The sequence below is a fragment of the Rhodococcus quanlei genome (genome assembly GCF_055231015.1).
In genome coordinates, this window is record NZ_JBUYWD010000002.1 from 75,851 (window position 1) to 100,518 (window position 24,668).

General features: G+C 64.7%; 21 protein-coding genes. 1 reads left to right on the forward strand and 20 read right to left on the reverse strand.

The annotated features are described in order from the left end of the window. Positions 1-15: 15 nt before the first annotated feature. Complete coding sequence (locus tag ACZI8Q_RS01120) at positions 16-1,434, forward strand: GH1 family beta-glucosidase (RefSeq protein ID WP_463371662.1); 1,419 nt, start codon at positions 16-18, stop codon at positions 1,432-1,434. On the opposite strand, the gene ppc is transcribed toward ACZI8Q_RS01120, so the two are convergent. From ppc to ACZI8Q_RS01220, 20 genes are all read right to left on the reverse strand, one after another. Further along, the gene (ppc, locus tag ACZI8Q_RS01125; RefSeq protein ID WP_463371663.1) at positions 1,390-4,197 is read right to left on the reverse strand and encodes a phosphoenolpyruvate carboxylase; all 2,808 of its coding nucleotides are present in this window, start codon (positions 4,195-4,197) and stop codon (positions 1,390-1,392) included. The genes ACZI8Q_RS01120 and ppc overlap by 45 nt on opposite strands. Positions 4,198-4,237: 40 nt before the next feature. Continuing rightward, a complete protein-coding gene (gene secG, locus ACZI8Q_RS01130; RefSeq protein ID WP_463371664.1) occupies positions 4,238-4,471 on the reverse strand; it encodes a preprotein translocase subunit SecG in 234 nt (77 codons plus the stop codon). Positions 4,472-4,608: 137 nt separating this feature from the next. Then, positions 4,609-5,424 (reverse strand): triose-phosphate isomerase, encoded by an 816-nt coding sequence (gene tpiA, locus ACZI8Q_RS01135; protein ID WP_463371665.1) that lies wholly within the window; start codon positions 5,422-5,424, stop codon positions 4,609-4,611. Between the two features lie 2 nt (positions 5,425-5,426). Continuing rightward, a complete protein-coding gene (locus ACZI8Q_RS01140) occupies positions 5,427-6,638 on the reverse strand; it encodes a phosphoglycerate kinase (protein ID WP_463371666.1) in 1,212 nt (403 codons plus the stop codon). Between the two features lie 17 nt (positions 6,639-6,655). After that, entirely contained in the window at positions 6,656-7,675 is a 1,020-nt protein-coding gene (gap, locus tag ACZI8Q_RS01145; protein WP_463371667.1) for a type I glyceraldehyde-3-phosphate dehydrogenase, read from the reverse strand. Positions 7,676-7,851: 176 nt separating this feature from the next. Continuing rightward, positions 7,852-8,835 (reverse strand): DNA-binding protein WhiA, encoded by a 984-nt coding sequence (gene whiA / locus ACZI8Q_RS01150; RefSeq protein WP_463371668.1) that lies wholly within the window; start codon positions 8,833-8,835, stop codon positions 7,852-7,854. Continuing rightward, the gene (locus tag ACZI8Q_RS01155; protein WP_463371669.1) at positions 8,826-9,863 is read right to left on the reverse strand and encodes a gluconeogenesis factor YvcK family protein; all 1,038 of its coding nucleotides are present in this window, start codon (positions 9,861-9,863) and stop codon (positions 8,826-8,828) included. The genes whiA and ACZI8Q_RS01155 overlap by 10 nt, the downstream gene beginning before the upstream one ends. Further along, the gene (gene rapZ, locus ACZI8Q_RS01160) at positions 9,860-10,726 is read right to left on the reverse strand and encodes an RNase adapter RapZ (RefSeq protein WP_463371780.1); all 867 of its coding nucleotides are present in this window, start codon (positions 10,724-10,726) and stop codon (positions 9,860-9,862) included. Before rapZ ends, ACZI8Q_RS01155 begins: the two co-directional genes overlap by 4 nt. 44 nt (positions 10,727-10,770) lie before the next feature. Further along, on the reverse strand, positions 10,771-13,023 hold the full coding sequence (uvrC, locus tag ACZI8Q_RS01165) for an excinuclease ABC subunit UvrC (protein WP_463371670.1): 2,253 nt from the start codon (positions 13,021-13,023) through the stop codon (positions 10,771-10,773). A 46-nt stretch (positions 13,024-13,069) separates the two neighbouring features. After that, positions 13,070-13,525, reverse strand: coding sequence for a PH domain-containing protein (locus tag ACZI8Q_RS01170; protein WP_463371671.1), 456 nt, complete (start codon positions 13,523-13,525; stop codon positions 13,070-13,072). Beyond that, positions 13,522-14,013: a 6,7-dimethyl-8-ribityllumazine synthase gene (gene ribH / locus ACZI8Q_RS01175; protein ID WP_463371672.1), complete on the reverse strand. Its 492-nt coding sequence runs from the start codon at positions 14,011-14,013 to the stop codon at positions 13,522-13,524. Before ribH ends, ACZI8Q_RS01170 begins: the two co-directional genes overlap by 4 nt. Then, positions 14,010-15,263 carry a bifunctional 3,4-dihydroxy-2-butanone-4-phosphate synthase/GTP cyclohydrolase II gene (locus ACZI8Q_RS01180; RefSeq protein ID WP_463371673.1) on the reverse strand — a complete coding sequence of 418 codons (1,254 nt, stop codon included), beginning with the start codon at positions 15,261-15,263 and terminating at the stop codon, positions 14,010-14,012. Before ACZI8Q_RS01180 ends, ribH begins: the two co-directional genes overlap by 4 nt. Positions 15,264-15,346: 83 nt before the next feature. Further along, positions 15,347-15,955, reverse strand: coding sequence for a riboflavin synthase (locus tag ACZI8Q_RS01185; protein WP_463371674.1), 609 nt, complete (start codon positions 15,953-15,955; stop codon positions 15,347-15,349). 6 nt (positions 15,956-15,961) lie between these two features. Beyond that, a complete protein-coding gene (gene ribD, locus ACZI8Q_RS01190; protein WP_463371675.1) occupies positions 15,962-17,038 on the reverse strand; it encodes a bifunctional diaminohydroxyphosphoribosylaminopyrimidine deaminase/5-amino-6-(5-phosphoribosylamino)uracil reductase RibD in 1,077 nt (358 codons plus the stop codon). Between the two features lie 8 nt (positions 17,039-17,046). Beyond that, on the reverse strand, positions 17,047-17,730 hold the full coding sequence (rpe, locus tag ACZI8Q_RS01195) for a ribulose-phosphate 3-epimerase (protein ID WP_463371676.1): 684 nt from the start codon (positions 17,728-17,730) through the stop codon (positions 17,047-17,049). Positions 17,731-17,855: 125 nt separating this feature from the next. Then, positions 17,856-18,713, reverse strand: a complete 858-nt coding sequence (locus ACZI8Q_RS01200) for a mycofactocin-coupled SDR family oxidoreductase (RefSeq protein WP_463371677.1) — start codon at positions 18,711-18,713, stop codon at positions 17,856-17,858. Between the two features lie 55 nt (positions 18,714-18,768). Next, positions 18,769-20,208 carry an RsmB/NOP family class I SAM-dependent RNA methyltransferase gene (locus ACZI8Q_RS01205; protein WP_463371678.1) on the reverse strand — a complete coding sequence of 480 codons (1,440 nt, stop codon included), beginning with the start codon at positions 20,206-20,208 and terminating at the stop codon, positions 18,769-18,771. After that, the gene (gene fmt, locus ACZI8Q_RS01210; RefSeq protein ID WP_463371679.1) at positions 20,205-21,128 is read right to left on the reverse strand and encodes a methionyl-tRNA formyltransferase; all 924 of its coding nucleotides are present in this window, start codon (positions 21,126-21,128) and stop codon (positions 20,205-20,207) included. The genes ACZI8Q_RS01205 and fmt overlap by 4 nt, the downstream gene beginning before the upstream one ends. Before the next feature lie 319 nt (positions 21,129-21,447). Further along, entirely contained in the window at positions 21,448-22,431 is a 984-nt protein-coding gene (locus ACZI8Q_RS01215) for an esterase/lipase family protein (protein ID WP_463371781.1), read from the reverse strand. Positions 22,432-22,607: 176 nt separating this feature from the next. After that, on the reverse strand, positions 22,608-24,650 hold the full coding sequence (locus ACZI8Q_RS01220; RefSeq protein ID WP_463371680.1) for a primosomal protein N': 2,043 nt from the start codon (positions 24,648-24,650) through the stop codon (positions 22,608-22,610). Between the last annotated feature and the right edge of the window lie 18 nt (positions 24,651-24,668).

The following is a 24,668-nucleotide window of genomic DNA, read 5'->3' on the forward strand; positions in this document are numbered from 1 at the left end:
GTTAGAATCATCCTCATGGTTTCCTTTCCGCAGCTGCCCCGCGAGTTCCGGTACGGCGTCTCCACTGCCTCTTTTCAGATCGAGGGAGCAGTGTCCGAAGAGGGACGGGGGCAGTCGATTTGGGACACTTTCTGCGCGGAGCCCGGGCGGATCCGGGGCGGAGACACCGGCGACGTCGCCTGCGACCACTACCACCGTCACAACGAAGACGTCTCCCTTATGGGTGAACTCGGAATAGACATCTACCGCTTCTCGGTCGCGTGGCCGCGAATCCAGCCCACCGGCACCGGACAGGCGAATGCGGCAGGATTGGCGTTCTACGACAGGCTCGTCGACGACCTCTTGGAAGCAGGCGTCCGACCAGCAGTCACGCTCTATCATTGGGACCTACCGCAAGCCCTGCAGGATGCAGGAGGCTGGTCGAATCGTGACACCGCCTTCCGCCTGGCCGACTACGCCACGCTGGTTGCGGAGCGCCTCGGTGACCGGGTCGAACTTTGGATGCCCCTCAACGAGCCCGTGACGGCGACCATGTTCGGTTACGCCGTCGGGACGCATGCACCAGGCAAGACCCTCGGCCTCGACGCCCTTCCCGTCGCCCACCACATGCTGCTCGGGCACGGACTTGCCACTCGCGCACTGAGAGCGGCAGGATCGACGGAAATCGGTATCGCGAACAACCATCAACCCGTGTGGGTAGCCGGTGACTCCCCGGACGACCATGCCGCGGCAGACCTCTACGACGTATTGACCAACCGCCTTTTCGCCGACCCGATCCTGACCGGCAGTTACCCCGACGGGTTCGCCGAGGCGATGCCCGGCCCAGTAGACGACGACTTGGACATCATCTCGACGTCCCTGGACTGGTACGGCGTGAACTACTACCAACCGGTGCTCGTCGGCGCGCCCGGGTCGGCTTCCCCCGACTCACCCGCACTCGAGGACGCGACCGTCCCCGAAGGTGTTCCGTTCGAGCCACGTCGTATCCCGAACGTGGCCGAAACCGACTTCGGGTGGGCAATCATCCCCGAAGGCCTCACTCAGATCCTCGTCCAAACCCGGGAGCGTTATGGCGAGAACCTGCCGCCGGTGTACGTCACCGAGAGCGGCTGCTCTTACCACGACACGGTAGACGCCGAAGGACGGGTGCACGACGAACGCCGTATCGACTACCACGACCGGCACCTGCGGGCTGTCGGCGACGCCATAGCCGCCGGCGTCGACGTTCGCGGCTACTTTGCGTGGTCCTTGCTCGACAACTTCGAATGGGCTGCCGGATACGACGAACGATTCGGCCTGGTACACGTCGACTTCGACACCCAGCGGCGTACCCCGAAGGACTCCTTCTACTGGTTCCAACGGTTGCTTGCCGCGCGCGAGTCCGACGACCTACCCACTGTTGCGCAGAGCAGTGGCAAGACCGTTCATCGTTAGCGCGATTCCGCGCCGCACCTGGTCACTGTCGTCGCCCGCACGGAAGCGCCGCAGCAGCTCCACCTGCAGATGATTGAGTGGTTCGAGGTACGGAAATCGGTTGTGGACGGACCTTCCTATTCCCGGGTTGTCCGCAAACAACGACTCGTTTCCGGTGACGAGGCGGTACATCGCGATCGTTCGCTCATGCTCGGCCGCGATCATTCCGAACACCCGTTCACGTAGCGCGGCGTCGGGTACGAGCTCGGAGTAGCGGGCAGCCAATCCCATGTCGGATTTGACCATGACCATCGCCAGATTCGAGAGCACAGTCCGGAAGAACGGCCAGGTTTCGTACAGGCGAGTCAGGGTCGCAATCCGGTCCGGATCGCCACGTGTCCATTCTTCGAGCGCCGATCCGGTTCCATACCAGCCGGGAAGCATCACGCGCGATTGACTCCACGACAGCACCCACGGAATCGCCCGAAGGTCGGAGATAGAGGTGGTCTGTTTACGCGATGTCGGCCGGCTGCCGATGTTGAGCGCGCCGATCTCGGCTACTGGTGTCGACGTCTCGAAATACTCGACGAATCCTGGGGTGTCGTGCACCAGTTCGCTGTACACGCGCCGAGACGAAGCCGCCAACTCGTCGAAGATCTCGTATGCCTCGTCTGCGGAATCACCGAGCCCCTCGACGTCCAGCAAACTCGATTCGAGGGTGGCAGCCAGCAGCGACTCGAGGTTGCGGCGCGCCTGGCGCGGCTGCGCATACTTCGCTGCGATCACCTCCCCCTGTTCGGTGATTCGGAGGGAGCCCGCAACCGCACCGGGCGGCTGCGCCAAAATGGCGTCATAACTGGGACCGCCGCCACGCCCCACGGTTCCGCCACGACCGTGGAAGAGTCGCAGCCGAACCCCAGCTTCCTTCGCTGCTGCCACCAACTCCAGTTCCGCGCGGTAGAGCGCCCAGTTCGCGGCGAGATAACCGCCGTCCTTGTTCGAGTCCGAGTACCCCAGCATCACCTCCTGCTGTTCACTGCGGGATGTGACGAGGGCCCGATACACGGGTATACCCAGGACAGCGGTCAGCGTGGCGGCGCCCTGCTGAAGGTCTTCGATCGTTTCGAACAGCGGCACGATACCCACCGGGCTCGAGGAGGACGTGCTGGATTCCCCTGCGCCCGGGTCGAGCAGGCCCACTTCCTTGAGCAGCACGGCGGCTTCGAGCATGTCGCTGACGGACGTACACATGCTGATGACGTAATTCGGCACAGCCTCCGGGCCGAAGCTGCGGACCGCGTCCGCACCGGCCCGCAGAATGCCGAGTTCTTTGCTGGTCAACTCACTGAAACGAGCATCTGGCGACGTGAGCGGACGCCGATTCGACAGCTCTGCCGCCAGCAACTCGATTCTGTCGTCCTCCGGCAGCGACCGATAATCGGCATGCACCCCCGACCACGCCAACAACTCGGCGATCACAGTTTCGTGAACGTCCGAGTTCTGGCGCATGTCGAGGCTCGACAGGTGAAATCCGAACGTCTCCACGCCGTCTCGTAGCCGAGCGAGGCCGTCGTCCGCGATCGAATCGTCACCCCCGAACCGCAGGGATTCGTCCACGATCCGCAGGTCCGCCAGAAGTTCCGCCGGATCGCCGTACGGCTCGAGACCTGCATCCAGCCCGGCATCGGGAATCTCCCCCAGTACCCGTTCACAGGTCGCCGTCAATCGGCCGCGAATACCGCGAAGAGCACGGCGGTACGGCTCGTCCGCCCGGGACGGCGATTCGTCGTCCGATGCAGTAGCCAACAGATCCAGAGCCGGAGTCACGTCGACCAGTCGCGCCGACATCGAGAGCTCACGCTCGAGGATCACGAGCTCGGCAAGGTAGTGCGACAACGCGGCATCGGCGGCGCGGGTGGTCGCAGCACGCACCACGTCCGCAGTCACGTACGGATTACCATCACGGTCGCCTCCGATCCACGATCCCGGACGCAGGATCGGTTCACTGAGCAAGTCCACGTCCGGCCAACGAGAACGGAATTCGCGGCGAACGTCTGCATTGAGCTGCGGAATGACCTCGAACAGAGACATCTCGTAGTACCGCAGACCGACATCGATCTCGTCCTGGATGCGCAGACGTGACAGCCTGATCAGGGCGGTTTGCCACAGCGTCAGAATCTGCCGACGCAACTTGACTTCGACGTCGGCGATCTCGGATTCGGTGAGCGCGGTCCGCTCTCGATACCGCATCAGATCGGTGATCCGTGTCTGAGTTTCGAAGACAGTCCGTCGACGGGTCTCGGTCGGGTGTGCCGTGATCACCGGCGCAACCAACGCCCCGCGCAGCGTCTCCCGTACGGTCACCGAATCAGGAGGTGTCGCGTCGAGTTTCGCGAACGTAGCAGTGAGAGTGCTGTCGGGAGGTGCTTCGCCGGCGCTCACATGTGCGGCACGCCGACGCTCCCGATGGATATCCTCCGCGAGATTCGCCAACAGTGCGAAGTGGCTGAAAGCGCGAATGACATGGATGGCGTCGTCCGTCGACACCGAGTCGAAGAGTGTGACCAACTGGGCTCGGTCGATCTCGGATCGACGCACTCGAAACGACTCGACGCGCGCCTTCTCGACCAATTCGAAGATTTCTTCACCGGCCTGCTCACGCACGATCTGGCCGAGAATTCCCCCGAGCAGACGAATGTCTTCGCGTAATGGTTCGGTCAGTTCACGCCGAATTTCGGCGTCGGTGGTGGGTGGCCGAGAGGTGCCGTCTGCGGTGTCGGTCATTCCCCCAGTATCGACCGAGGGGCATCATATTGCAGGTTGGTCAGCTGAACTTGATCTGCAGGCCGATACCCACGATCGAGATGACCCAGATGGCACCGGTGAAGACGGTGAGACGGTCGAGGTTCTTTTCGGCAACAGTCGACCCGGACAGACTGGACTGGACGCCGCCACCGAACAAGCTGGACAGGCCGCCGCCCTTGGCGCGGTGCAACAGGATCAGCAGGATCAGCAAGAGACTGGTGACGACCAGCAAGATATCGAGGAACAGTGCCATCTCTGTTTACGTCCACCCATCCGATAACGACTACGACAACATCTACGACTGCGACAACATCTACACAGTACAGGCAGCAAACCTGCGGTACAGGCACCCACCCGCGACGTTGCGCGGATGAGTGCCTGTAGTCACGGTCAGGGCAGCGGACCACCCGCTGCGATCGCCGACAAAGTGGAGAACTCGTCCGCCTTCAACGATGCGCCTCCCACGAGAGCGCCGTCCACATCCGACTGTCCGACGATCTCGCCGACATTCTTGGCGTTCACGCTGCCGCCGTAGAGCACCCGCACCGATGCGGCCACCTCCGCCGACGCCAGATTCGTCAGTTCCCGGCGAATTGCGGCGCACACTTCCTGCGCATCGGCGGCCGAAGCCACCTTGCCGGTGCCGATCGCCCAGACCGGCTCGTATGCGATGACGACCTTGGCGATCTCGTCGACGGACAGCCCCGCCAGTGAACCGCGCAACTGTTCGACGTTGTAGGCCACGTGCTCGCCGGCCTCACGAACGTCCAGACCCTCACCGATGCACACGATGGGCGTCAGGTCGTTCTTCAACGCCGCTGTGGTCTTCGCGAGCACGGTCTCGTTGGTCTCACCATGCAGTGTGCGACGCTCCGAGTGTCCGACAACGGCGAAGGTGCAACCCAACTTCGCAAGCATCGAGCCACTGACTTCACCGGTGAAGGCGCCCGACTCGTGTGCCGAGACATCCTGGGCACCGTATGTGAGAAGCAACTTGTCGCCCTCGACCAGCGTCTGGACGCTGCGGATATCGGTGAACGGCGGGATGACCGTCACGTCGACCTTGTCGAAGTACTTCGGCGGAAGCGAGAACGCGATCTTCTGGACCAGGGCGATGGCCTCGAAGTGATTCAGGTTCATCTTCCAGTTGCCTGCGATGAGCGGTTTCCGTGCCTGGCGCGCAAGCGGAGCGACGGGGGATGTCACAGTCAGTCCTCCAGAACCGAAATGCCGGGAAGCTGCTTGCCCTCGAGGTACTCGAGGGACGCGCCTCCGCCTGTGGAAATGTGAGAGAATCCGTCCTCGGGAAGGCCCAGTTGTCGCACCGCTGCGGCGGAGTCGCCGCCACCGACGACACTGAACGCACCCTTGCCGGTCGCCTCGACGATCGCTTCCGCGACACCCTTCGTGCCCGCCGCGAACTTCTCGAACTCGAAGACGCCCATCGGTCCGTTCCAGAAGATGGTCTTGGCGCCTCGCAGAATCGCACCGAATCGCTCCACCGACTCCGGTCCGATGTCGAGTCCCATCCAGCCATCCGGAATGTCGAGCACGGCAACGTTCCTCGCCTCCGCATCGGCGGAGAACGCGTCGGCGATCACGACATCGTGCGGAATGTGCAATACATCCGCGTAACGGTCGAGCAGGTCCTTACAGGTGTCGATCATCGACTCCTCGCAGAGCGAGTTTCCGACGGACACTCCCTGGGCAGCCAAGAACGTGTAGAACATGCCGCCGCCGATGACGAGAGTGTCGACCTTGGGTGCCAACGCCTCGATCACTGCGAGCTTGTCCGACACCTTCGAGCCACCCAGTACCACCGCGTACGGCCGCTGTGCGTCATCGGTCAGCTTCTCGAGGACGTCGACCTCGGCCGCGACGAGCTTTCCTGCGTAGTGCGGAAGCAACTTGGCGACGTCGTACACCGACGCCTGAGCACGGTGAACAACCCCGAAGCCGTCGGAGACGAAGGCACCGTCGTCGCCGACCAGCTCGACGAGTGCCTTGGCGAGCTTGGTGCGTTCGGCTTCGTCCTTGCTGGTCTCGCGAGGATCGAAACGGATGTTCTCGAGCAGGAGAACATCACCGTCCGTCAGTCCCTCGGAACGCGCCAGCGCGTCCTGGCCGACCACATCGCCGGCGAGCTGAACATTGCGTCCCAGAACGTCGGCGAGCTTCGCTGCCACAGGGGCCAGCGAAAACTGCGGGTCCGGCTGACCCTTCGGCCGTCCCAGATGGGCGGTCACGATGACCTTCGCACCCGCCTCGGCCAGCGCCTTCAAGGTCGGCGCAGAGGCTACGATGCGGCCGGGGTCGGTGATGTTCGGACCGTCGAGCGGAACGTTGAGGTCGGAGCGCACCAGCACGGTGCGCCCCTCCACCCCAGCGTCCAGCAGATCCTTGAGTGTCTGAACTGCCACGGTTATCGAACTTTCGCTCAGAGAGACTTGGAAACGAGACCGATGAGGTCGGCCAAGCGGTTCGAGTATCCCCACTCGTTGTCGTACCAGGAGACGATCTTGACCTGATCGTCGATGACCTTCGTGAGACCGGAGTCGAAGATCGAGGAGTGCGGGTCGGTGACGATGTCCGAGGACACGATCGGCGCGTCAGTGTACTTCAGGATGCCCTCGAGCGGGCCCTCCGCGGCGGCCTGCATCGCAGCGTTGACGTCTTCGACCGAAGCCGACTTCGCCAGGTTCGCGGTGAGGTCGGTGACCGAACCCGTCGGGATCGGAACGCGAAGGGCATAGCCGTCGAGCTTGCCGAGGAGCTGCGGGAGCACCAAACCGATCGCCTTGGCAGCACCGGTGCCGGTGGGCACGACATTGAGAGCTGCAGCGCGTGCGCGACGGAGGTCGCTGTGCGGGCCGTCCTGGAGGTTCTGGTCCTGGGTGTACGCGTGAACGGTGGTCATGAGGCCCTTGACGATGCCGAACTCGTCGTCGAGCACCTTGGCGATGGGGCCGAGGCAGTTTGTGGTGCACGAGGCATTGGAGATGATGTTCTGGCTACCGTCGTACTTGTCGTCGTTCACACCCATGACGATCGTGATGTCCTCGCCCTTTGCGGGGGCCGAGATGATGACCTTCTTGGCGCCGGCCTCTAGGTGACCCTTGGCCTTTTCCGCATTGGTGAAGATGCCGGTGGACTCGACGACGACGTCCACGCCCAAGTCGCCCCACGGAAGTGCGGAGGGGCCCTCACGCAGCGACAGTGCCTTGATCTTCTGCTCGCCCACCACGATGGTGTCGTCTCCCTCGAGAGAGACGTCCTGCGGCAGACGGCCGAGGATCGAGTCGTACTTCAGCAGGTGGGCCAACGAAGCGTTGTCGGTGAGGTCGTTGACCGCCACGATCTCGATATCCGTGGTTCCCAGCGCCTTCTGCGCCTCCACCGCCCTGAAGAAGTTACGTCCGATACGGCCGAAACCGTTTACGCCAACCCGGACAGTCACAATTCGCTCCTTTTGCCCATCATCTGTAGTGCAGCTCTTCCGCGTCACCCCGAACCACCTGTGAGCGGTCGGGTCGGACACGGTTCATCGGTCGATGTGTTCCATACCCTAATGCGCGAGCGCATACCGTGCGACGCCCACCCATGCACACGGCAACCGTCGGGCTGCCGCGTGTCTCACGCCTCGTCGAGCAGTTCCGCGGTAACCGCCGATTCCGTGTCGGGCACGCCGGTCTCCTTGGCCTTGCGGTCGGCCATCGACAAGAGACGACGAATTCGGCCGGCGACGGCATCCTTCGTCATCGGCGGATCCGCCAGCTGTCCGAGCTCCTCGAGTGAAGCCTGACGGTGCTCGACACGAAGATGCCCGGCCGCTGCGAGGTGATCCGGAACGTCCTCCGCCAGGATGGCCAGGGCACGTTCGACGCGCGCTGCGGCAGCAACAGCCGCGCGCGCCGAGCGGCGCAGGTTCGCATCGTCGAAGTTCGCCAGACGATTGGCTGTTGCCCGCACCTCACGACGCATGCGGCGTTCCTCCCAGGTCAGTCGCGTGTCCTGGGCGCCCATTCTCGTCAGGAGCGCGCCGATCGCCTCGCCGTCTCGGATGACCACTCGATCCGTGCCACGCACCTCACGTGCCTTCGCGGAGATACCCAGACGGCGCGCCGCACCCACCAGCGCGAGCGCTGCCTCCGGTCCAGGACAACTCACCTCGAGCGCCGACGATCGTCCCGGCTCCGTCAGGGATCCGTGAGCCAAGAACGCACCACGCCACGCTGCCTCCGCGTCCGCAACGCTACCGCCGACGACCTGGGCCGGAAGCCCGCGAACCGGGCGGCCCCGTACGTCGAGCAGGCCGGTCTGCCGCGCAAGGGCCTCGCCGTCCTTGGCGACGCGAACGATGTACCGCGACGACTTGCGCAGACCTCCCGCGCCCAGAACGTGCACGTCCGAGCTGTAGGTGAAGAGGTCGAAGATCTCGCGGCGAAGGCGGCGCGCGGTGTTGCCGAGGTCGACCTCGGCCTCCACCACAACGCGTCCACCGACGATGTGCAGGCCACCCGCGAACCGCAACAGGGACGACACTTCGGCCTTGCGGCAACTGACCTGGCTGACCACGAGACGACTGAGCTCGTCCTTGACTTCCGCTGTCATCGCCACGAGGCGCTCTCCCTTTCTTCCACCGCGTCACTGCCCTCTGCTCCGGTCACGATCGCCGATGCGGGATCGCTCCAGAGCCGTTCGAACACAGCGCCCAGTTTGTCTGCTTGATGCGTGTGAGTGCCGTTACGCGCCACATCTGCGTACACCACATTCGCTCCGAATTTTTGTGCCGACCGGTCGAGATGCTCGCGTTCGCGACCTGCCGGCACCGACCCCGAATCGACGACGACGTGGTCGACATCGAGATCCGGTGCGTGTTGGGAGAGTACGTGCAGATGCCGTTCGGCGGAGAATCCCGCCGTCTCCCCCGGCTCCGGAGCCAGGTTGAGCACGAGCACCTTGCGCGCGGCCGTGACCGACAACGCCTCGAGAACTTCGGGCACCAACACGTGCGGAATCACGCTGGAAAACCACGAGCCGGGTCCGAGAACAACCATTTCCGCACGGATGATCGCATCGACGGCCTCAGCGCACGCCGGAGGATTCGCCGGCAACAGGCGAACACGTCGCACCTTCCCAGGTGTCGTGGCAACCGCCACCTGACCCCGGATACAGCGACTCACCCGTGGGTCCGCCTCGAGACCCTGAACGTCGGCCTCGATATCCAGCGCCACGGGGGACATGGGCAGTACCCGGCCGTGAATGCGAAGCAGCCGCGCAAGTTCGTCCAGGGCAGCCACGGGATCACCGAGGACCTCGGTGAGTCCGGCAAGCATCAGATTGCCCACGGAATGACCCGCGAGAGCGCCCGTACCACCGAAACGGTGCTGGATCGTTTCCGTCCAGTCGGCCACCTCGGGATCTTCGGCGGCGAGTGCGGCAAGAGCCATCCGCAGATCACCCGGCGGAAGGACGCCGAGCTCTGATCGCAGACGACCGGACGATCCGCCGTCGTCTGCGACCGTGACCACCGCAGTGATGTCCTTGCTCAGGCGCCGCGCGGCTCGCAAGGTCGCGAACAACCCGTGCCCACCGCCGAGCGCTACTGTGCGAGGTGACACGGTGACCGGCTTCTCCCGCGTCATTCGCGCCCCAGATCGCGGTGGACAACCCGCACGTTCAAGCCCGCGTCGACTCCGAGACGAGCGGCGAGGGCCTCCGACATGGCCACACTGCGATGCTTCCCGCCGGTGCAGCCCACCGCAATTGTCATGTAACGCTTTCCTTCCCGACGATATCCAGCGACCGTCAACTCCATCAGATGATGATAGGTAGTGAGATAGTCGTCGGCGCCTTCCCGAGACAGAACGTAGTCACGAACCCCGGTGGATTGTCCGGTATGTGCCCGAAGTTCCGGAATCCAGTGTGGGTTCGGAAGGAACCGGACGTCGCACACGAGATCGGCGTCCATCGGCAACCCGTACTTGAATCCGAAGGACTGCACCGTGACCTGGACGGTGCTGTTCGCGTCCCCACCGAAAGCGTCCTCGATCTTCTGGCGCAGATCGTGCGCCGCGAGCGCCGACGTATCGATCACCAGATCCGCGGCAGCCTTGACCGTGGCCAACTGATCACGCTCGGCGGCAATCCCCTCCGACAACGTGCCGTCGATACCGTCATTCTGCAAAGGGTGGCTGCGGCGAACCTGCTCGAACCTGCGTACCAGGATGTCGTCCGAGGCGTCGAGATACAGAACGCGGGTGTGCACCTGCTTCGATTCGAGTTCGGCCAGGACCCAACCGAAATCTCCGGTGAAAAGCCGACTTCGGACGTCGATCACCACCGCCAGCCGTTCGATGCGCGAATCCGATTCGAGTGACAGATCCACCATCCTCGAGATCAACTCCGGCGGCAGATTGTCGGCGACATACCAGCCGAGATCCTCGAGCACCTTCGCCGACGTTTGCAGCCCCGCCCCGGACAGACCGGTCACAAGCAGAAAGTCCATCGTGTCGCCGGTCGTGTCCGTGCTGGCCCGGCCCTGCTGATCGCTCACTCGTCACTCTGCCCTGTTAGTTGTGTACGGGTGCGTGGATCTACTGAGACGGGCTCTCCCGTATCGGCTTCGCCCGTGGTAGCGGGCCCCACCCTCCGCAGACGGCCTTCATCATCCCCCACGCCGCTGCGGTGTGCAGCCGAATCCGACCCGGACCCTGCACTCTCGTCCGACCCGGACCCTGCACTCTCGTCCGACCCGGACAGTGCACTCTCGTCCGACCCGGACAGTGCCTCGACCACAGCTCGCGCCGTGGACACACCCACCCCCGGTACCACCGTGATCTCTTCGATCGTGGCCTCCTTCAGCTTCGCCACGGAACCGAAATGACTGACCAGCGCATTCCTTCGAGTTTCGCCGAGACCCCGTACCGAATCGAGCGCGGACGCAGTCATACGGCGAGAACGTTTGCTGCGATGGAATGTAATGGCGAATCGGTGGGCTTCGTCGCGTACCCGTTGCAGCAGATACAGCGAGTCGCTGGCGCGGGGAAGAATGACGGGATCCTCGTCACCCGGTACCCACACCTCCTCCAGTCGCTTCGCCAGCCCGACGACCGCGACATCGGTGACGCCCAACTCGTCGAGAACAGCCGCAGCGGCATTGACCTGTGGAAGCCCCCCGTCGACGACGTAGAGATTCGGTGGGTACGCAAACCTGCGCGGACGCCCCGTCCGAGAGTCGATCGCTGTTTCGGTGGCCACATCTGCGCCATCCACCCTGTCGCCGCCCGGTCTCCCGCCCTGTACCGATGATTGCGCGCCGAGCAGAGCAAGGTCCTTGTTGTGTCGCAGAAAGCGCCGGCGCGTGACTTCCGCAATGCTCGCGACATCGTCGGAGCGCCCCCCACCGGCCGCTTCCTTGATCGCGTAATGACGGTAGTCGGACTTACGTGGAAGTCCGTCCTCGAACACCACCAGCGAAGCGACCACATCCGTTCCTTGAACGTGACTGATATCGACACATTCGATGCGCAGCGGCGCAGAATCGAGGTCGAGCGCATCCTGGATACCCTGCAACGCAGCAGATCTCGACGTGAAATCGCCTGCACGTCGCAGCTTGTGCTGCGCAAGCGCCTCGTGCGCGTTTCGTTGGACCGTCTCCGCCAGCGCCTTCTTGTCGCCTCGCTGCGGCACCCGCAGCTGTACGGCAGATCCACGAAGCTCACTCAGCCATCGAGCGATGTCGGCCGCACCCTCGGGGAGCACGGGAACGAGCACCTCGCGCGGGACGGCGTTGGTGGACGATTCCGCTCCGCTGTCGCCGGAGAGAGAGGCCTGCTCGCCGTAGAACTGCGTCAGAAACTGCTCGACCAGTTCGGGCAGATCGGATCGGTCGCGGCGTTCGTCTGCTGCGGCGTCCGCCACATCGCCCGACTTCTCGATCACCCATCCGCGCTGGCCACGCACCCGCCCCCCACGCACATGAAACACTTGTACCGCTGCTTCGAGATCGTCGGAAGCGAAGGCCACCAGGTCCGCGTCGGTCCCGTCGCCCAGGACCACCGCCTGCTTCTCCAGAGCTTTCCTGAGTGCACCGAGATCGTCCCGCAACCGCGCGGCGGTCTCGAATTCGAGTTCCTCCGCCGCGGCCTCCATACGACGTTCGACGTCGCGCACCAAGCGATCGGTCCGGCCTGCGAGGAAGTCGCAGAAATCTTCGACGATGTTGCGGTGCTCGGTGGCCGACACCCTCCCGACGCAGGGCGCCGAGCACTTGTCGATATATCCGAGCAGACACGGCCGGCCCATCTGTCGGTGACGCCGGAAGACACCGGCCGAGCACGTCCTGGCGGGGAACACTCGCAGGAGCAGATCCAATGTCTCCCGAATGGCCCAGGCGTGCGAGTACGGACCGAAGTACCGGACACCTTTTCGGCGCGGACCGCGATACACGAACAGCCTCGGAAACTCCTCACCGAGCGTGACGGCGAGAACCGGGTACGTCTTGTCGTCGCGGTACCGAACGTTGAACCGGGGGTCGAATTCCTTGATCCAGTTGTATTCGAGTTGAAGTGCTTCGACCTCGGTACTGACGACCGTCCATTCGACACTCGCCGCAGTGGTCACCATTTGGCGGGTGCGCGGGTGCAGCGTGGTGACGTCCGCGAAGTACGAGTTCAATCTGGAGCGAAGACTCTTCGCCTTGCCCACGTAGACGACCCGGCCGTGCGGATCTCGAAATTTGTACACGCCCGGAGCGACCGGGATGGTTCCGGTCGCGGGGCGGTAGGTCGAAGGATCGGGCACACCCCCACGTTAGCGGGAGCGACCGACGTTCCTGCTTACCGGACCGTCAGGATGCGGTGTACTCCGCCTCGAGTGCCCGAAACCGGCGAACCGCGTCCACGGCATAGTCGCGGTCGTTCGACTGAATCGCCATGACGGAGATGTACTCGTCGTCGGGAAGCTCGATCCGTGCCCATGCCGCGCCGTCGGGAAAGGACAGACCTTGCGCCAGATCCCAATCGACCACCCGCTCGTTCAGAACGTTCCGCACGGCAATTCCGCGCGGACCGACCCGTAGCCGGGGCCGGGCCAGTAGCAACACCCCTGCCGCGAACACACAACCCAGGCCCGCCATCGCAAGCTGATCGGAGAGGCGGAAGAACACGCCCGTCTGTTCGGTGCGCAGCAATACGGCCAATGTGACGTGAACCACCACCAGGAACACCGCCGCGACGATCGCCGCGTTGCGCGATTTCCGCGGACGCGCGATCAACTCCCACTGATCGTCGTTCTTCACACTCATTCCACGGCCCCCTCGGCCTCGCGCAGGCGCTTCAGTGTCACCGCGGTGTCCAGTGCCGCCGCGCACGCCTCGCCGCCCTTGTCCTCGACCGAACCCGGGAGACCGGCACGATCGAGGGCCTGTTGTTCGGTGTCGGTCGTGAGGACACCGTTGCCCACAGGGGTCCCTTCGTCGAGCGAGACGCGGGTGAGCCCTGCCGTGACGGCGTCGCACACGTACTCGAAGTGTGGAGTGCCGCCGCGGATGACGACGCCGAGAGCTACCACCGCGTCGTGAGTCCGTGCGAGTTCCTGCGCCACCACCGGCAGTTCGATCGCACCTGCCACCCGAACGAGGGTGACGTCGTCGATGTGAGCCTGCGCGGCGACTCGCTGCGCCCCTGCGATCAGAGCCTCCGATAGTGCTCCGTGCCAGCGTCCCGCCACGATCGCCAGCTTCAGGTCCTCGGCTTCGGACACCGCCAGGGCCGGGACTCCCTCGCCGCTCAACGGAGTTCCCCGGCCTCGTACTCGTCGAGACCGATCAGGTCGTGTCCCATGCGATCGCGCTTCGTACGCAGGTAGGTCAGATTCTCTGCATTTGCTCGCAGCGGCATCGACACGCGGTCGGTGATTTGGAGTCCGTAGCCGTCGAGGCCGACCCGTTTCGCGGGGTTGTTCGTGAGCAGACGCATCGACGAAATCCCGAGATCCACCAGGATCTGGGCGCCGATTCCGTAGTCGCGCGCATCGGCAGGCAAACCGAGTTCGAGGTTCGCATCGACGGTGTCCGATCCGGAATCCTGCAACTGGTAAGCCTGCAGCTTGTGCATCAAGCCGATTCCACGCCCTTCGTGACCGCGCATGTAAAGCACGACCCCGCGCCCTTCTTGAGCCACCATGTCGAGCGCCGCGTCGAGTTGCGGTCCGCAATCGCACCGCAGCGAGCCGAAAACGTCTCCGGTGAGACATTCCGAGTGAACCCGCACCAGCACATCACTGCCGTCGCCGTCCGGACCCGCAATGTCGCCCCGCACCAACGCGACGTGTTCCACATCGTCGTAGATGCTGCGGTACCCGACGGCCGTGAACTCCCCGTGCCGCGTCGGGATCCGCGCCTGAGCGATCCGTTCGACGTGCTTCTCGTGCTTGCGTCGCCACGCGATGAGGTCGGCGATCGAGATCAGGGCCAAGTCGTGATCGTCGGCGAAAACACGCAGTTCGTCGGTCTGCGCCATCGAACCTTCGTCCTTCTGACTGACGATCTCGCAGATCACACCCGCAGGGCGCAGGTCCGCCATCCGGGCCAGGTCCACAGCAGCCTCGGTGTGGCCCGGTCGACGGAGCACGCCGCCGTCCTTCGCGCGCAGCGGAACCACGTGGCCGGGCCGGGTGAAATCCTGCGCGCCCGTCGAAGGGTCGGCCAGCAGCTTCATCGTCGCGGCCCGATCCGACGCAGAGATACCCGTGCCGATGCCGTCTCTGGCGTCGACGGTGACCGTGTAGGCGGTGCCGTGTTTGTCCTGGTTCGTCGCGTACATCGGCGGCAGTCCCAGTCGGTCGCAATCAGTACCGTCGAGCGGCACACACAGGTAACCGGATGTGTAGCGAACCATGAATGCAACGAGCTCGGGTGTGGCCTTCTCGGCCGCGAAGATGAGATCGCCCTCGTTTTCGCGGTCCTCGTCGTCCACGACGACCACCGGCTTACCTGCGGCGATATCGGCGACTGCGCGCTCGATGTTGTCGAACCTGGTCACGTGTGCTCGATCTCCAAAGTCTCTACTTGTGCATCTTCGAATACGTGGGAGTGCATCCGGTGGATGCACTCCAACAGTACGACCTATCCCGACGCGCCATTCAGGCGCTCCACATACTTGGCGATCACGTCGACCTCCAGATTGACCGGAGTACCGACTTCGGCCCGACCCAGCGTCGTCATGTCGAGCGTCGTGGGAATGAGCGAAATCTCGAAATACCCCGAATCTTTCTCACCGCCCAGTGCGGACACAGTGAGCGACACACCGTCCACCGTGATCGAACCCTTCGTCACAACGTAGCGAGACACGCTGTCCGGCAAAGCAATCCGCACAACCGTCCAGTTGTCGGACGGCGTGCGACGGAGTACGTGCCCAGTCCCGTCGACGTGTCCTTGCACGAGATGACCGCCCAAGCGGCTGCCGAGAGCTGCCGCCCGCTCGAGGTTGACTCGGCTGCCGACGCCGAGCCTCGCGAGGCTCGAGCGGTCGAGGGTCTCCTTCATCACATCAGCGGTGAACGCCCCATCGGCGAGCACTTCCACGACGGTCAGACACACGCCGTTCACGGCGATCGAGTCCCCGTGCGAAGCATCGGACGTCACCAGCGGCCCACGCACCGTGAACCGGGCTGCGTCTGCCAGCTCTTCCTTGGCGACGACCTCGCCCAACTCCTCGACAATTCCTGTGAACACGTGCGCCTACTCCCTGTCCTTGCCCTGAACCGAGCTGTCCTTGCCCTGAACCGAGCCGTCCTCGTCTCGAACCAAGCTCAACAACGTGTCGGGCCCGATTGTTTCCACGGATTCGCGACGGAACGTCCGTGCGTCCCCGATCGTCCGTACTCCGATGTCACCGATCGCCGCAGCACCGGATCCCAGGATCACCGGCGCAACGAAAGCCTGAATTCGGTCCACTCCCTCCGCTGCAAGGAAGGCGCCCGCCAGGCGTGGACCGCCTTCGATCAGCACGTCCGTGAGATCGGCCAAGGCGTCGATCACTTCGCGAATGTCATGGGTGCGCAGATGCAGGGTCGGCGCGGTGTCGTCCAGAATGCGGGAGTCGGACGGAACATCTCGTGTTCCGACCACCACTCGGAGCGGCTGACGAGCTGCCGGCGAGCCATCGGTGGTTCTGGCGGTCAGCCACGGATCGTCGGCTATGACGGTGCCGGTGCCGACCACGATCGCATCGAGTTTCGCACGGTCCTCGTGCACCCGCGCCCGGGCCGCCGGTCCGGTGATCCACTGACTCGTACCGTCTGCAGCCGCACTGCGACCGTCCAGTGTCGCCGCGTACTTCCAGGTGATATGGGGTCGCCCGGTGCGCTGCTTGTGCAGCCACGCTCGCAGCGGTCCGCGGGCCACTGCGGCCGCCTTCATGCCGTCGGCGACCCGAACACCCGCCTTCTCGAGTACCCTCGCACCACCGGCGGCCTCCGGGTTGGGGTCTGCGATCGCGTAATGCACCTCCACGATCCCTGCCTCGAGGAGTGCCTGCGCACACGGACCGGTACGTCCGTGATGATTGCACGGTTCCAGCGTGACGACCGCGGTCCCCCCCTTCGCGGCGGCACCGGCCTGACCAAGCGCGACGACCTCCGCATGGGGTCCGCCCGGTGGCTGCGTCATCCCCACCCCGGCGATGGTGCCGTCGGCAGCGAGAATCACCGCGCCGACCGGCGGATTGGGGCTGCTGAACCCCCGCGCGGATTCGGCAGCCTCGATGGCGATCAGCATCGCCGCCTCGATGTCGGCAGGACTGTTCGTGTGTGCCACGTCAGGTGTCAGTTCGGGATCGTCAAGTGCGGCGATGCGTTGGCTGCCTGATTGCGCAGAGATCGCACCGCTTCGCCTGGATCAGCGGTGCCGTAGACGGCCGAGCCCGCGACGAAGCAATCGATTCCAGCTTCGGCAGCCTGCTCCACCGTGAAGGTGTTGATGCCGCCGTCGATCTCGACCAGCAGTTTCAATTCACCCGAATCGACCAGCTTGCGGACCGCCCGCGCCTTGTCGAGAACGTCCGGCATGAACGACTGCCCCCCGAATCCCGGTTCCACGCTCATGACCAGCAACGTGTCGAAGTCCTTCAAAATTTCGAGGTAGGGCTCGATCGGTGTACCAGGCTTGACGCTCAGCCCTGCCTTGCCGCCGGCAGCACGGATATCTCGCGCGACGGCACGAGGATCGTCCGTCGCTTCGGCGTGGAAGGTGACGTTGTGTGCGCCTGCTTCTGCGTACGGTGGCGCCCAGCGGCCCGGGTTCTCGATCATCAGGTGGCAGTCGAGCGGAATGTCGGTCGCCTTCAGCAGACTCTCGACCACAGGCAGGCCGAGAGTGAGGTTGGGTACGAAATGCGCATCCATCACGTCGACGTGGAGCCAATCCGACCCTTTGACGGCAGCCGCCTCGTCTGCGAGACGTGCAAAATCGGCGGACAGAATGGACGGTGCGATCATCGGATGTGCCACGCCGGGAAGTTTAGTCGTTGACGCCTTCACGACTCGAAGAAGGCTGGCGCATCACAGTCCCGAAACGCCTCGTGGCCGCGTTCGATTTCCCCGAACGCGGCCACGAGGGCACTGATTCTCGAGCGTCAGACACCCAACTTCAGTCCTGCTCCGGCATCGATGCGCAGTTGCTGTCCGGTGACGAACCGGGACTCGTCCGAGGCCAGGAACACCACCGCGTGCGACACATCGGACGGCTCGACCCACGGGGTGGGCATCGACTGCATGAACGGGAACGTCACCTTGGCGTCCTCTGCCGTGGGGTTCGGCAGGTCAGGGCGGAACGTCCGGTACATCGGTGGGCTCTGCAGCATGTCCGTGTTGCAGTTGGTCGGGTGAACGGCATTGACACGAATCGATTTCGGCCCCAACGTCAGTGCGAGTGAGTTCGTGTACGTCCAGAGCATCTTCTTCGCCAGCCCGTAGCCGTCCCCACCGGGACCCGGAAGTGCCTGCTGTCCGTTGAGTCCGGTCTGCGGGACAAGACCGGCCACCGATCCCGTGGCAATGATCGATGCCCCTTCGTCCAAATGCGGAATCGCAACGTGGATCGTGTTGATCACGCCGACGAAGTCGACGTCGAATGCGTCCACGAAACCCTCGACGGGGACCTCCAACCCGAGCGGCGCGATGCCGGCGTTGGCCACGACCACATCCAGCTTGCCCAGTTCTGCGACCGCGGAATCGACCGCCGCCTTCAACGCAGCACGATCGCGCACGTCGACCTTTGCGGTCACGATGCGGCGTCCGGCCTTCTCGACGAGATTCTTGGTTTCCTCGAGATCGGCCTCCGTGGCGAGGGGGTACTCGTTGGACGCGATGTCCTGACACATGTCGACAGCGATGATGTCGGCGCCCTCGTCAGCGAGCTGGACTGCGTGACTGCGCCCCTGCCCACGTGCTGCTCCTGTGATGAGTACAACTTTGCCGGCCACGCGATTCATCGAATACCTCCAGTCGAAGTGACATTCGTCTCTTTCGAAGGGATTAGAACACGTTTTAATTTGTTTGGACAGGCTTCTGCAGGGCGGCCAGGAACATCGCGTCCGTACCGTGCCGGTGCGGCCACAACTGCGCACCCGGTCCCCCGCCGAGGTCCGGGACGCCCGGCAACAAGCTCGCCGTGTCCAACTCGCGCATCCCGTATCTGCGCACAGCATCGGCGACCACGGTCACGGTCTCGGACAGATGCGGCGAGCAGGTCGAGTACACAACCACCCCACCGGGACGCACCAAGTCGATCGCCGCGGCCAGCAACTCCCGCTGAAGCTTCACCAATCCCGCGACGTCGGAGGGTTGTCGTCGCCACCGCGACTCCGGTCGACGCCGAAGCGCCCCGAGCCCCGTGCACGGCGCATCCACAAGGATGCGGTCGTAGCCAGGTTCGAGGCCGGATTCCCGGCCGTCGGCGACCCTGACGTCGACCGGCAGTTCCCGAGTGGTCTTGCGGATGAGATCGGCGCGGTGCTCGGCCAACTCGACGGCGTCGAGCCGGCCTCCCTCGATACCGACCAACGCGCCCAACAACGCGGCTTTCCCCCCTGGTCCGGCGCACAGATCGAGCCAACGGCCCTCGTCTGCCCCCTCGACAGGAGCGTTCGCCAACGCCAGTGCCACCAGCTGACTCCCCTCGTCCTGAACACCGGCAAGCCCTTCTCGCACCGCGTCGAGCAAGCCAGGATCTCCCCCGTCCAGATGGACGGCGTACGGCGAATACTTCCCGACGTCACCACCGGTGACGAGCGACAACTCCTCGGCAGAGATCTCACCAGGCCGCGCGACGAGATGCACCGCCGGGCGGGCGTCGTCGGCGATCAGTACATCTTCGAGTTCACCGGCATCGGCCCCGAGCGCGTCCGAGAACACCTGTGCGATCCAGGTCGGATGTGCATACCGAAACGCCAGTCGTCCGACCGGGTCCGTCGGTGCCAGTCGGTCGACCCACTCGTCCTCGGAACGCTCGGAAGCGCGGCGCAGCACGGCATTCACAAAGCCGGACTTCCCCGGCCCCGACTCGGCACGAACCAGATCGACAGTCGTGGCCACGGCCGCGTGCGAAGCCACGCGGGTACGCAACAACTGGTAGGTGCCCAACCGCAGTGCGTCGAGCAGAGTCCCGTCGATCTCCGCGGTCGGACGGCCTGCACACTCCGAAATCACCGCATCGAGCAGTCCCTGAGCACGTGCCGCACCGTAGGCGAGTTCGGTCGCGAGAGCAGCGTCGCGTCCGCCGAGGCTGCGCTCGCGGAGCAGCCCCGGGAGCACCAGGTTCGCGTAAGCATCTCGCTCCCGCACGGCTCTCAGCACGTCACGCGCGGCCAACCGTGGTTGATCGAGGCCGGCGAGCACCGGATCGGGCCGACGCGACTGCTTGGGCCGCTTGTTCCGGCCTCCCGAACTCGGCCTACCGCGGCGCGCCGGCTTCCTGAATTCGCTCACTGTGCCCGTACCTCCGAGTCGAGTCGCGCTCCCCGCGCCCAGTCCAGTGCGGCCATCTGTTTCTTTCCTTGCGGCTGCACCCGGTCGAGCCGTACGGCAGTGGTCGCCGTACCCACGAACATCCCCACTTTCGTCACCGATATCTGCCCAGGTTCGAGGGATTCTTCCGTGCGAACCACAGGTCCGATCTTGACGCGCAGATCGCCGATCGTGGTCCACGCCCCCGGCGCGGGAGTGACCGAGCGAATATGACGATCCACAGCATCTGCGGACCGGTCCCAGCGCACGCGCGCCGCATCGACCGTGACTTTGGGGGCATAGGAGACCCCGTCACCCGACTGCGGTACTGCTGTCAGTGCACCCTCTTCGATGCCGTCCAGTACCGATTCCAGCAGCACGGCACCGCTGTCGGACAAGCGGCCGAGCAGACCACCGGCCGTATCGGTGTCGTGGACGCGCTCGGTTACGACGCCGTATACCGGCCCGGTGTCCATTCCCTCGTCGAGACCGAAAGCGCTCGCCCCTGTCATGTCGTCGCCCGCACCGATGGCCGCCTGAACGGGAGCAGCACCGCGCCACGCGGGAAGCAGGGAGAAGTGCAGATTGACCCATCCGTGCTCGGGGATGTCGAGCACCGTGCGCGGCAGCAATGCGCCGTAGGCGACGACCGGAGCACATTCAGGCGCCAGTTCGGTCATGCGCGCCACGAAATCAGGCTCCGATGGCCGCGCCGGTGTCAGGACTTCGATTCCGTGCTGGTCCGCGAGTGCGCCGATCGGCGATCGCACAACCTTGCGGCCGCGACCTGCCATTGCGTCGGGACGGGTCACGACGGCAACCACCTCGTGCCTGGTGGAGGCAATCAAACGTTCGAGAGAGGGCACCGCCGGCTCGGGCGTACCCGCGAAGACTATGCGCACAGCCGCCACCCCTCGTTTCCGACGCGGGCTTTACCGACCACGGACAAGGCCACGGTGTCCGACACCAAGAAGACTCCCTCACTAAGAACTGACTCATATGAGCACTGCCGGCTCATTCTAGGGAGTCGAGCGCCCAGAAAACATTCGGAGAACGACGGAACAATGTTCGGACCGACCCCCGCGTTCTCTTCGGACGCGCGAAATCGGCCGCAACACCGGCCGAGTAGGCAGCCCCGCAATCGGGAACCCGGACGAGGACCGTGCGCAAGCCATGACACTCGGCCGAGTTTCGCATGCGGCCAACCTCCTCGAGGGTAGGTCACGAATTGCTGTCCAGGATCACTCGGGGAATGTCTGCTCCGAGCGGTACGAATGAACATTCGCCCCGCAGCACCCCGACTGGATCGAGCGCATCACGAACAAGATCCAGAGTGAACGAATCGTACGGCGCCCGAAAGTGGCCCGACGCGTTCTGTGGACAGAGGTCCTGCACGATGATGTTGGTTGCCCGTGGGTCGCGCAGAGCCTGGTTCGTGTACGGCTGAATCATCTCGTCGTAGCGCGAACCGATAGTCGTGTACTCGACTCCCGAAACGGTATCGCCGCCGGAGTTCAAGTGCCGCAGAAAGTCTGATCCCGCAAGTTGCTGAAGTACCGCGATCGACGACAGTCCCACGATTGCATCGTCGCCACCGCTCAGCGAATGCAGCACCGGACCCAGTCCGTACATGGTGCCGCCGTATGTCGGCGAGGACAGACCGATCCACTTGCCGACTCGGTCCGCGCCACCGAGCTCGTTCGCGAAGTAGCGGGACACGTTCGCGCCCTGCGAATACCCCACTATGTCCACGCTCGCCGCTCCGGTGGCGGCGAGAACGGAATCGACGAATCGGCCGAACTGCCGCGCGCTCTCCACGAGATCGCCTCGTCCGAACTTCTCGTCCTCCGAACTTGCGGCGTCTGCGCCGTAGTTCGGTGCAAACACGCAGTACCCGTCTCTCACCAGCATCGGCGACAACATGGCCCAGTCGCTGTAGGCATTGGAATCGGTGCCGTGCGCAAGAATCACCGGCCGCGGATGCGCGTCGGACGGGCTGCATTCGAAGCGGTTGGCACCACTGGGCGCTGCTCCCGGATGCGACTCCGCATAGGCCACGGCCGCGCTACGACTGACCTGGGCCGGCCCTGGAGACGCCGGAACGACAACATCGGCCGCGTGCGCCGGAACCGCAGTGCCCCCGAGTGCCATCACGCAGGCGAACGCACCGATCACACCCCATCCGCGTGCTCCGCCGTAACCCATCGTGACACCGAACCTCTCCGGACGTGCCGACGCCTCTGTTCGAGACTGCACGGCGCGAATGGGTAATTCGTCACAACGGGGTCACGATTGCGAAACGGTACGCCCCTAACCTCCTAGGTTGGACGCGCAGTCTTGCGCCCCTCGACCCTCTCGATCACGACAAGCTCCTCGACCGTTCAGCCTATTCGCATGGGATCGATCTGCACACGCACGGGACGAGTCGAACGACGTGCGCTCCGGGCCGCCTGGGCCGAGGTGAGTGCGCGTGCCACCGCACGTCCCTTCGACCTCGGAACACGTACCAGCATGCGCGCCACATCTCCTGGTTCGGGGTCGTCTCCCGCGAACGGGAGCCGGGCCCCCACCGGCAACTCCACCGGGCCCAAGATCTCGGCGCCTTCCGGAAGTTCCAGGGTGTCGACCAGTTCCCCGATCGCCTCCGGGCTCCCGTCGACGGCGGCCAGATGCACCATCGGAGGAAAGCCGACTTCTGCTCTCTCCTCGATCTGCGAACGCGCGTGCCCCACCGGATCCCAACGCACCAACGCCTGAACCGTCGGAATGCCCGAGTCCGCAACCACCACGACCTGTCCCCCGTCCGCAAACGGGACGACGAGCGACGCCGCCGTCATCCAACGACGAAGTGCCTCTTCGGCTGCGCGTAGGTCGGGTCGACCGAGTAGCGCCCACCCGTCGAGCAGCAGAGCCGCACCGTAGCCTTCGGCAGCCTGCGGCTCCGCCCCCACCGTCGCCACTACGAGCGCAGCGCCCGCAGGCACCTCGGCGAGCACCTCGGTCCCGCCCGACATCCGCACCGTGACCCCAGGGAACGCCCGCCCGAGTTCCTCCGCGGTGCGCCCCGCCCCGACGACCACCGCCCTCAACTTGCGGGTGCCGCAGGCATGACATCGATATGCCGCATCGACAACGCCACACCATCGGCAGGCTGGAGTCACCACACCGTCTGCTCCGGCAGCAGCCGGGAGCGCGAGTGGACCGTTGCATCGGCGACATCGGGCAGGAGCCCGGCATTTCCCACAGGCCAAGCTCGGTATGTACCCGCGGCGAGGCACCTGCACCAACACCGCACGATCGTTCTTCAACGCCTCCCGCGCCGCCGCAAATGCAACAGCCGGCAATCGGGCCGCTCGGGCGCCGGGGTCGCGGGCCAACGCCTGGTCACTGTCCGCCAGCGCAGTGACCTTCGGAGCACATGCGCGCACGACCTCGCGGGCCGCCACGATGTCGTGCGCCCACCCCGAATCGACCAAGGCCTGCGCTTCGGCGGTACGCGAATGCGATCCGAGGACCAGCCCGCACCCGCTGCCGTGAGCCCGCAAGAGTGCGACTTCGCGCGCGTGCGGGTAGGGCGCGCGTGGCTCGGACAGATTGTCGTCCCCGTCGTCCCACACCGCAACGAGCCCGATGTCGGGTGTCGGAGCGAACACCGCAGACCGCGTACCCACCACGATCCTCGCGGTCCCCCGTAATGCGGCAAGCCATCTGCGATACCGGGCTGCCGGTCCGAGACCGGCCGCGAGCCCCACCACGTTCTTTTCTCCCGCCCGTGCCGCACAGGCGTCGACCACACGATCGAGATCACGCTGATCGGGTACGACCAGAACCGCACCTTTGCCCGCTGCAGCGGTCAAAGCTGCCAGTTCCGCCAGCCGCTGCGCCCAGTCCTCACCGGGCAGCGCCTGCCACACGGCCCGTGGATGTCGGCCCGCGGTCAGCGCGTTCACGAATGCGTTGCCGTGCACGTAGCGGTCCCAGCCGTCGAACCCCACAACCTGGATGGCATTCGCGGCGACCGCATCCTGTGTACCCGAATCGCTCGCAAGCGGTTTCTCCGATTCCACCTTTGCGTGCCGGGGCGGAATCGCGAGGCGGAGAACGTCGGCACGCGTTCCCGCATAGCGATCCGCCACCGAGTCGACGAGCGCGGTGATCTCGGGTGTGAGGACCACCTCGGGCGACACCACACGCTCGATCCACCCGAACTTGCCCCTGTGATCACTCGTCGCGGTACGAGACACCACGAAGCCATCGACCAGTCTGCCGGCGAATCGGACCCGAACCCGAACGCCCGGCTTTGCCTTGTCACTCAGTTCCTGGGTGACAAGGTAGTCGAACTCGCGATCCAGATGCGCCAAGGGCAACAATGGCAGAACCCGGGCAACAGGGTTCTGCTCCGCTGCTGTCCGCTCCTTGGTCACCTTCGGCCGGGCGACGGA

Coding starts and splice junctions, on each gene's coding strand:
- ACZI8Q_RS01170 (WP_463371671.1), bottom strand. CDS start 13,525: ATGAGTGTGAAGAACGACGATCAGTGGGAGTTGATCGCGCGTCCGCGG.
- ACZI8Q_RS01215 (WP_463371781.1), bottom strand. CDS start 22,431: ATGGGTTACGGCGGAGCACGCGGATGGGGTGTGATCGGTGCGTTCGCC.
- secG (WP_463371664.1), bottom strand. CDS start 4,471: ATGGCACTGTTCCTCGATATCTTGCTGGTCGTCACCAGTCTCTTGCTG.
- ppc (WP_463371663.1), bottom strand. CDS start 4,197: ATGACCGACACCGCAGACGGCACCTCTCGGCCACCCACCACCGACGCC.
- ACZI8Q_RS01120 (WP_463371662.1), top strand. CDS start 16: ATGGTTTCCTTTCCGCAGCTGCCCCGCGAGTTCCGGTACGGCGTCTCC.
- rapZ (WP_463371780.1), bottom strand. CDS start 10,726: ATGGACTTTCTGCTTGTGACCGGTCTGTCCGGGGCGGGGCTGCAAACG.
- ACZI8Q_RS01200 (WP_463371677.1), bottom strand. CDS start 18,713: ATGAATCGCGTGGCCGGCAAAGTTGTACTCATCACAGGAGCAGCACGT.
- ACZI8Q_RS01155 (WP_463371669.1), bottom strand. CDS start 9,863: ATGACGCGGGAGAAGCCGGTCACCGTGTCACCTCGCACAGTAGCGCTC.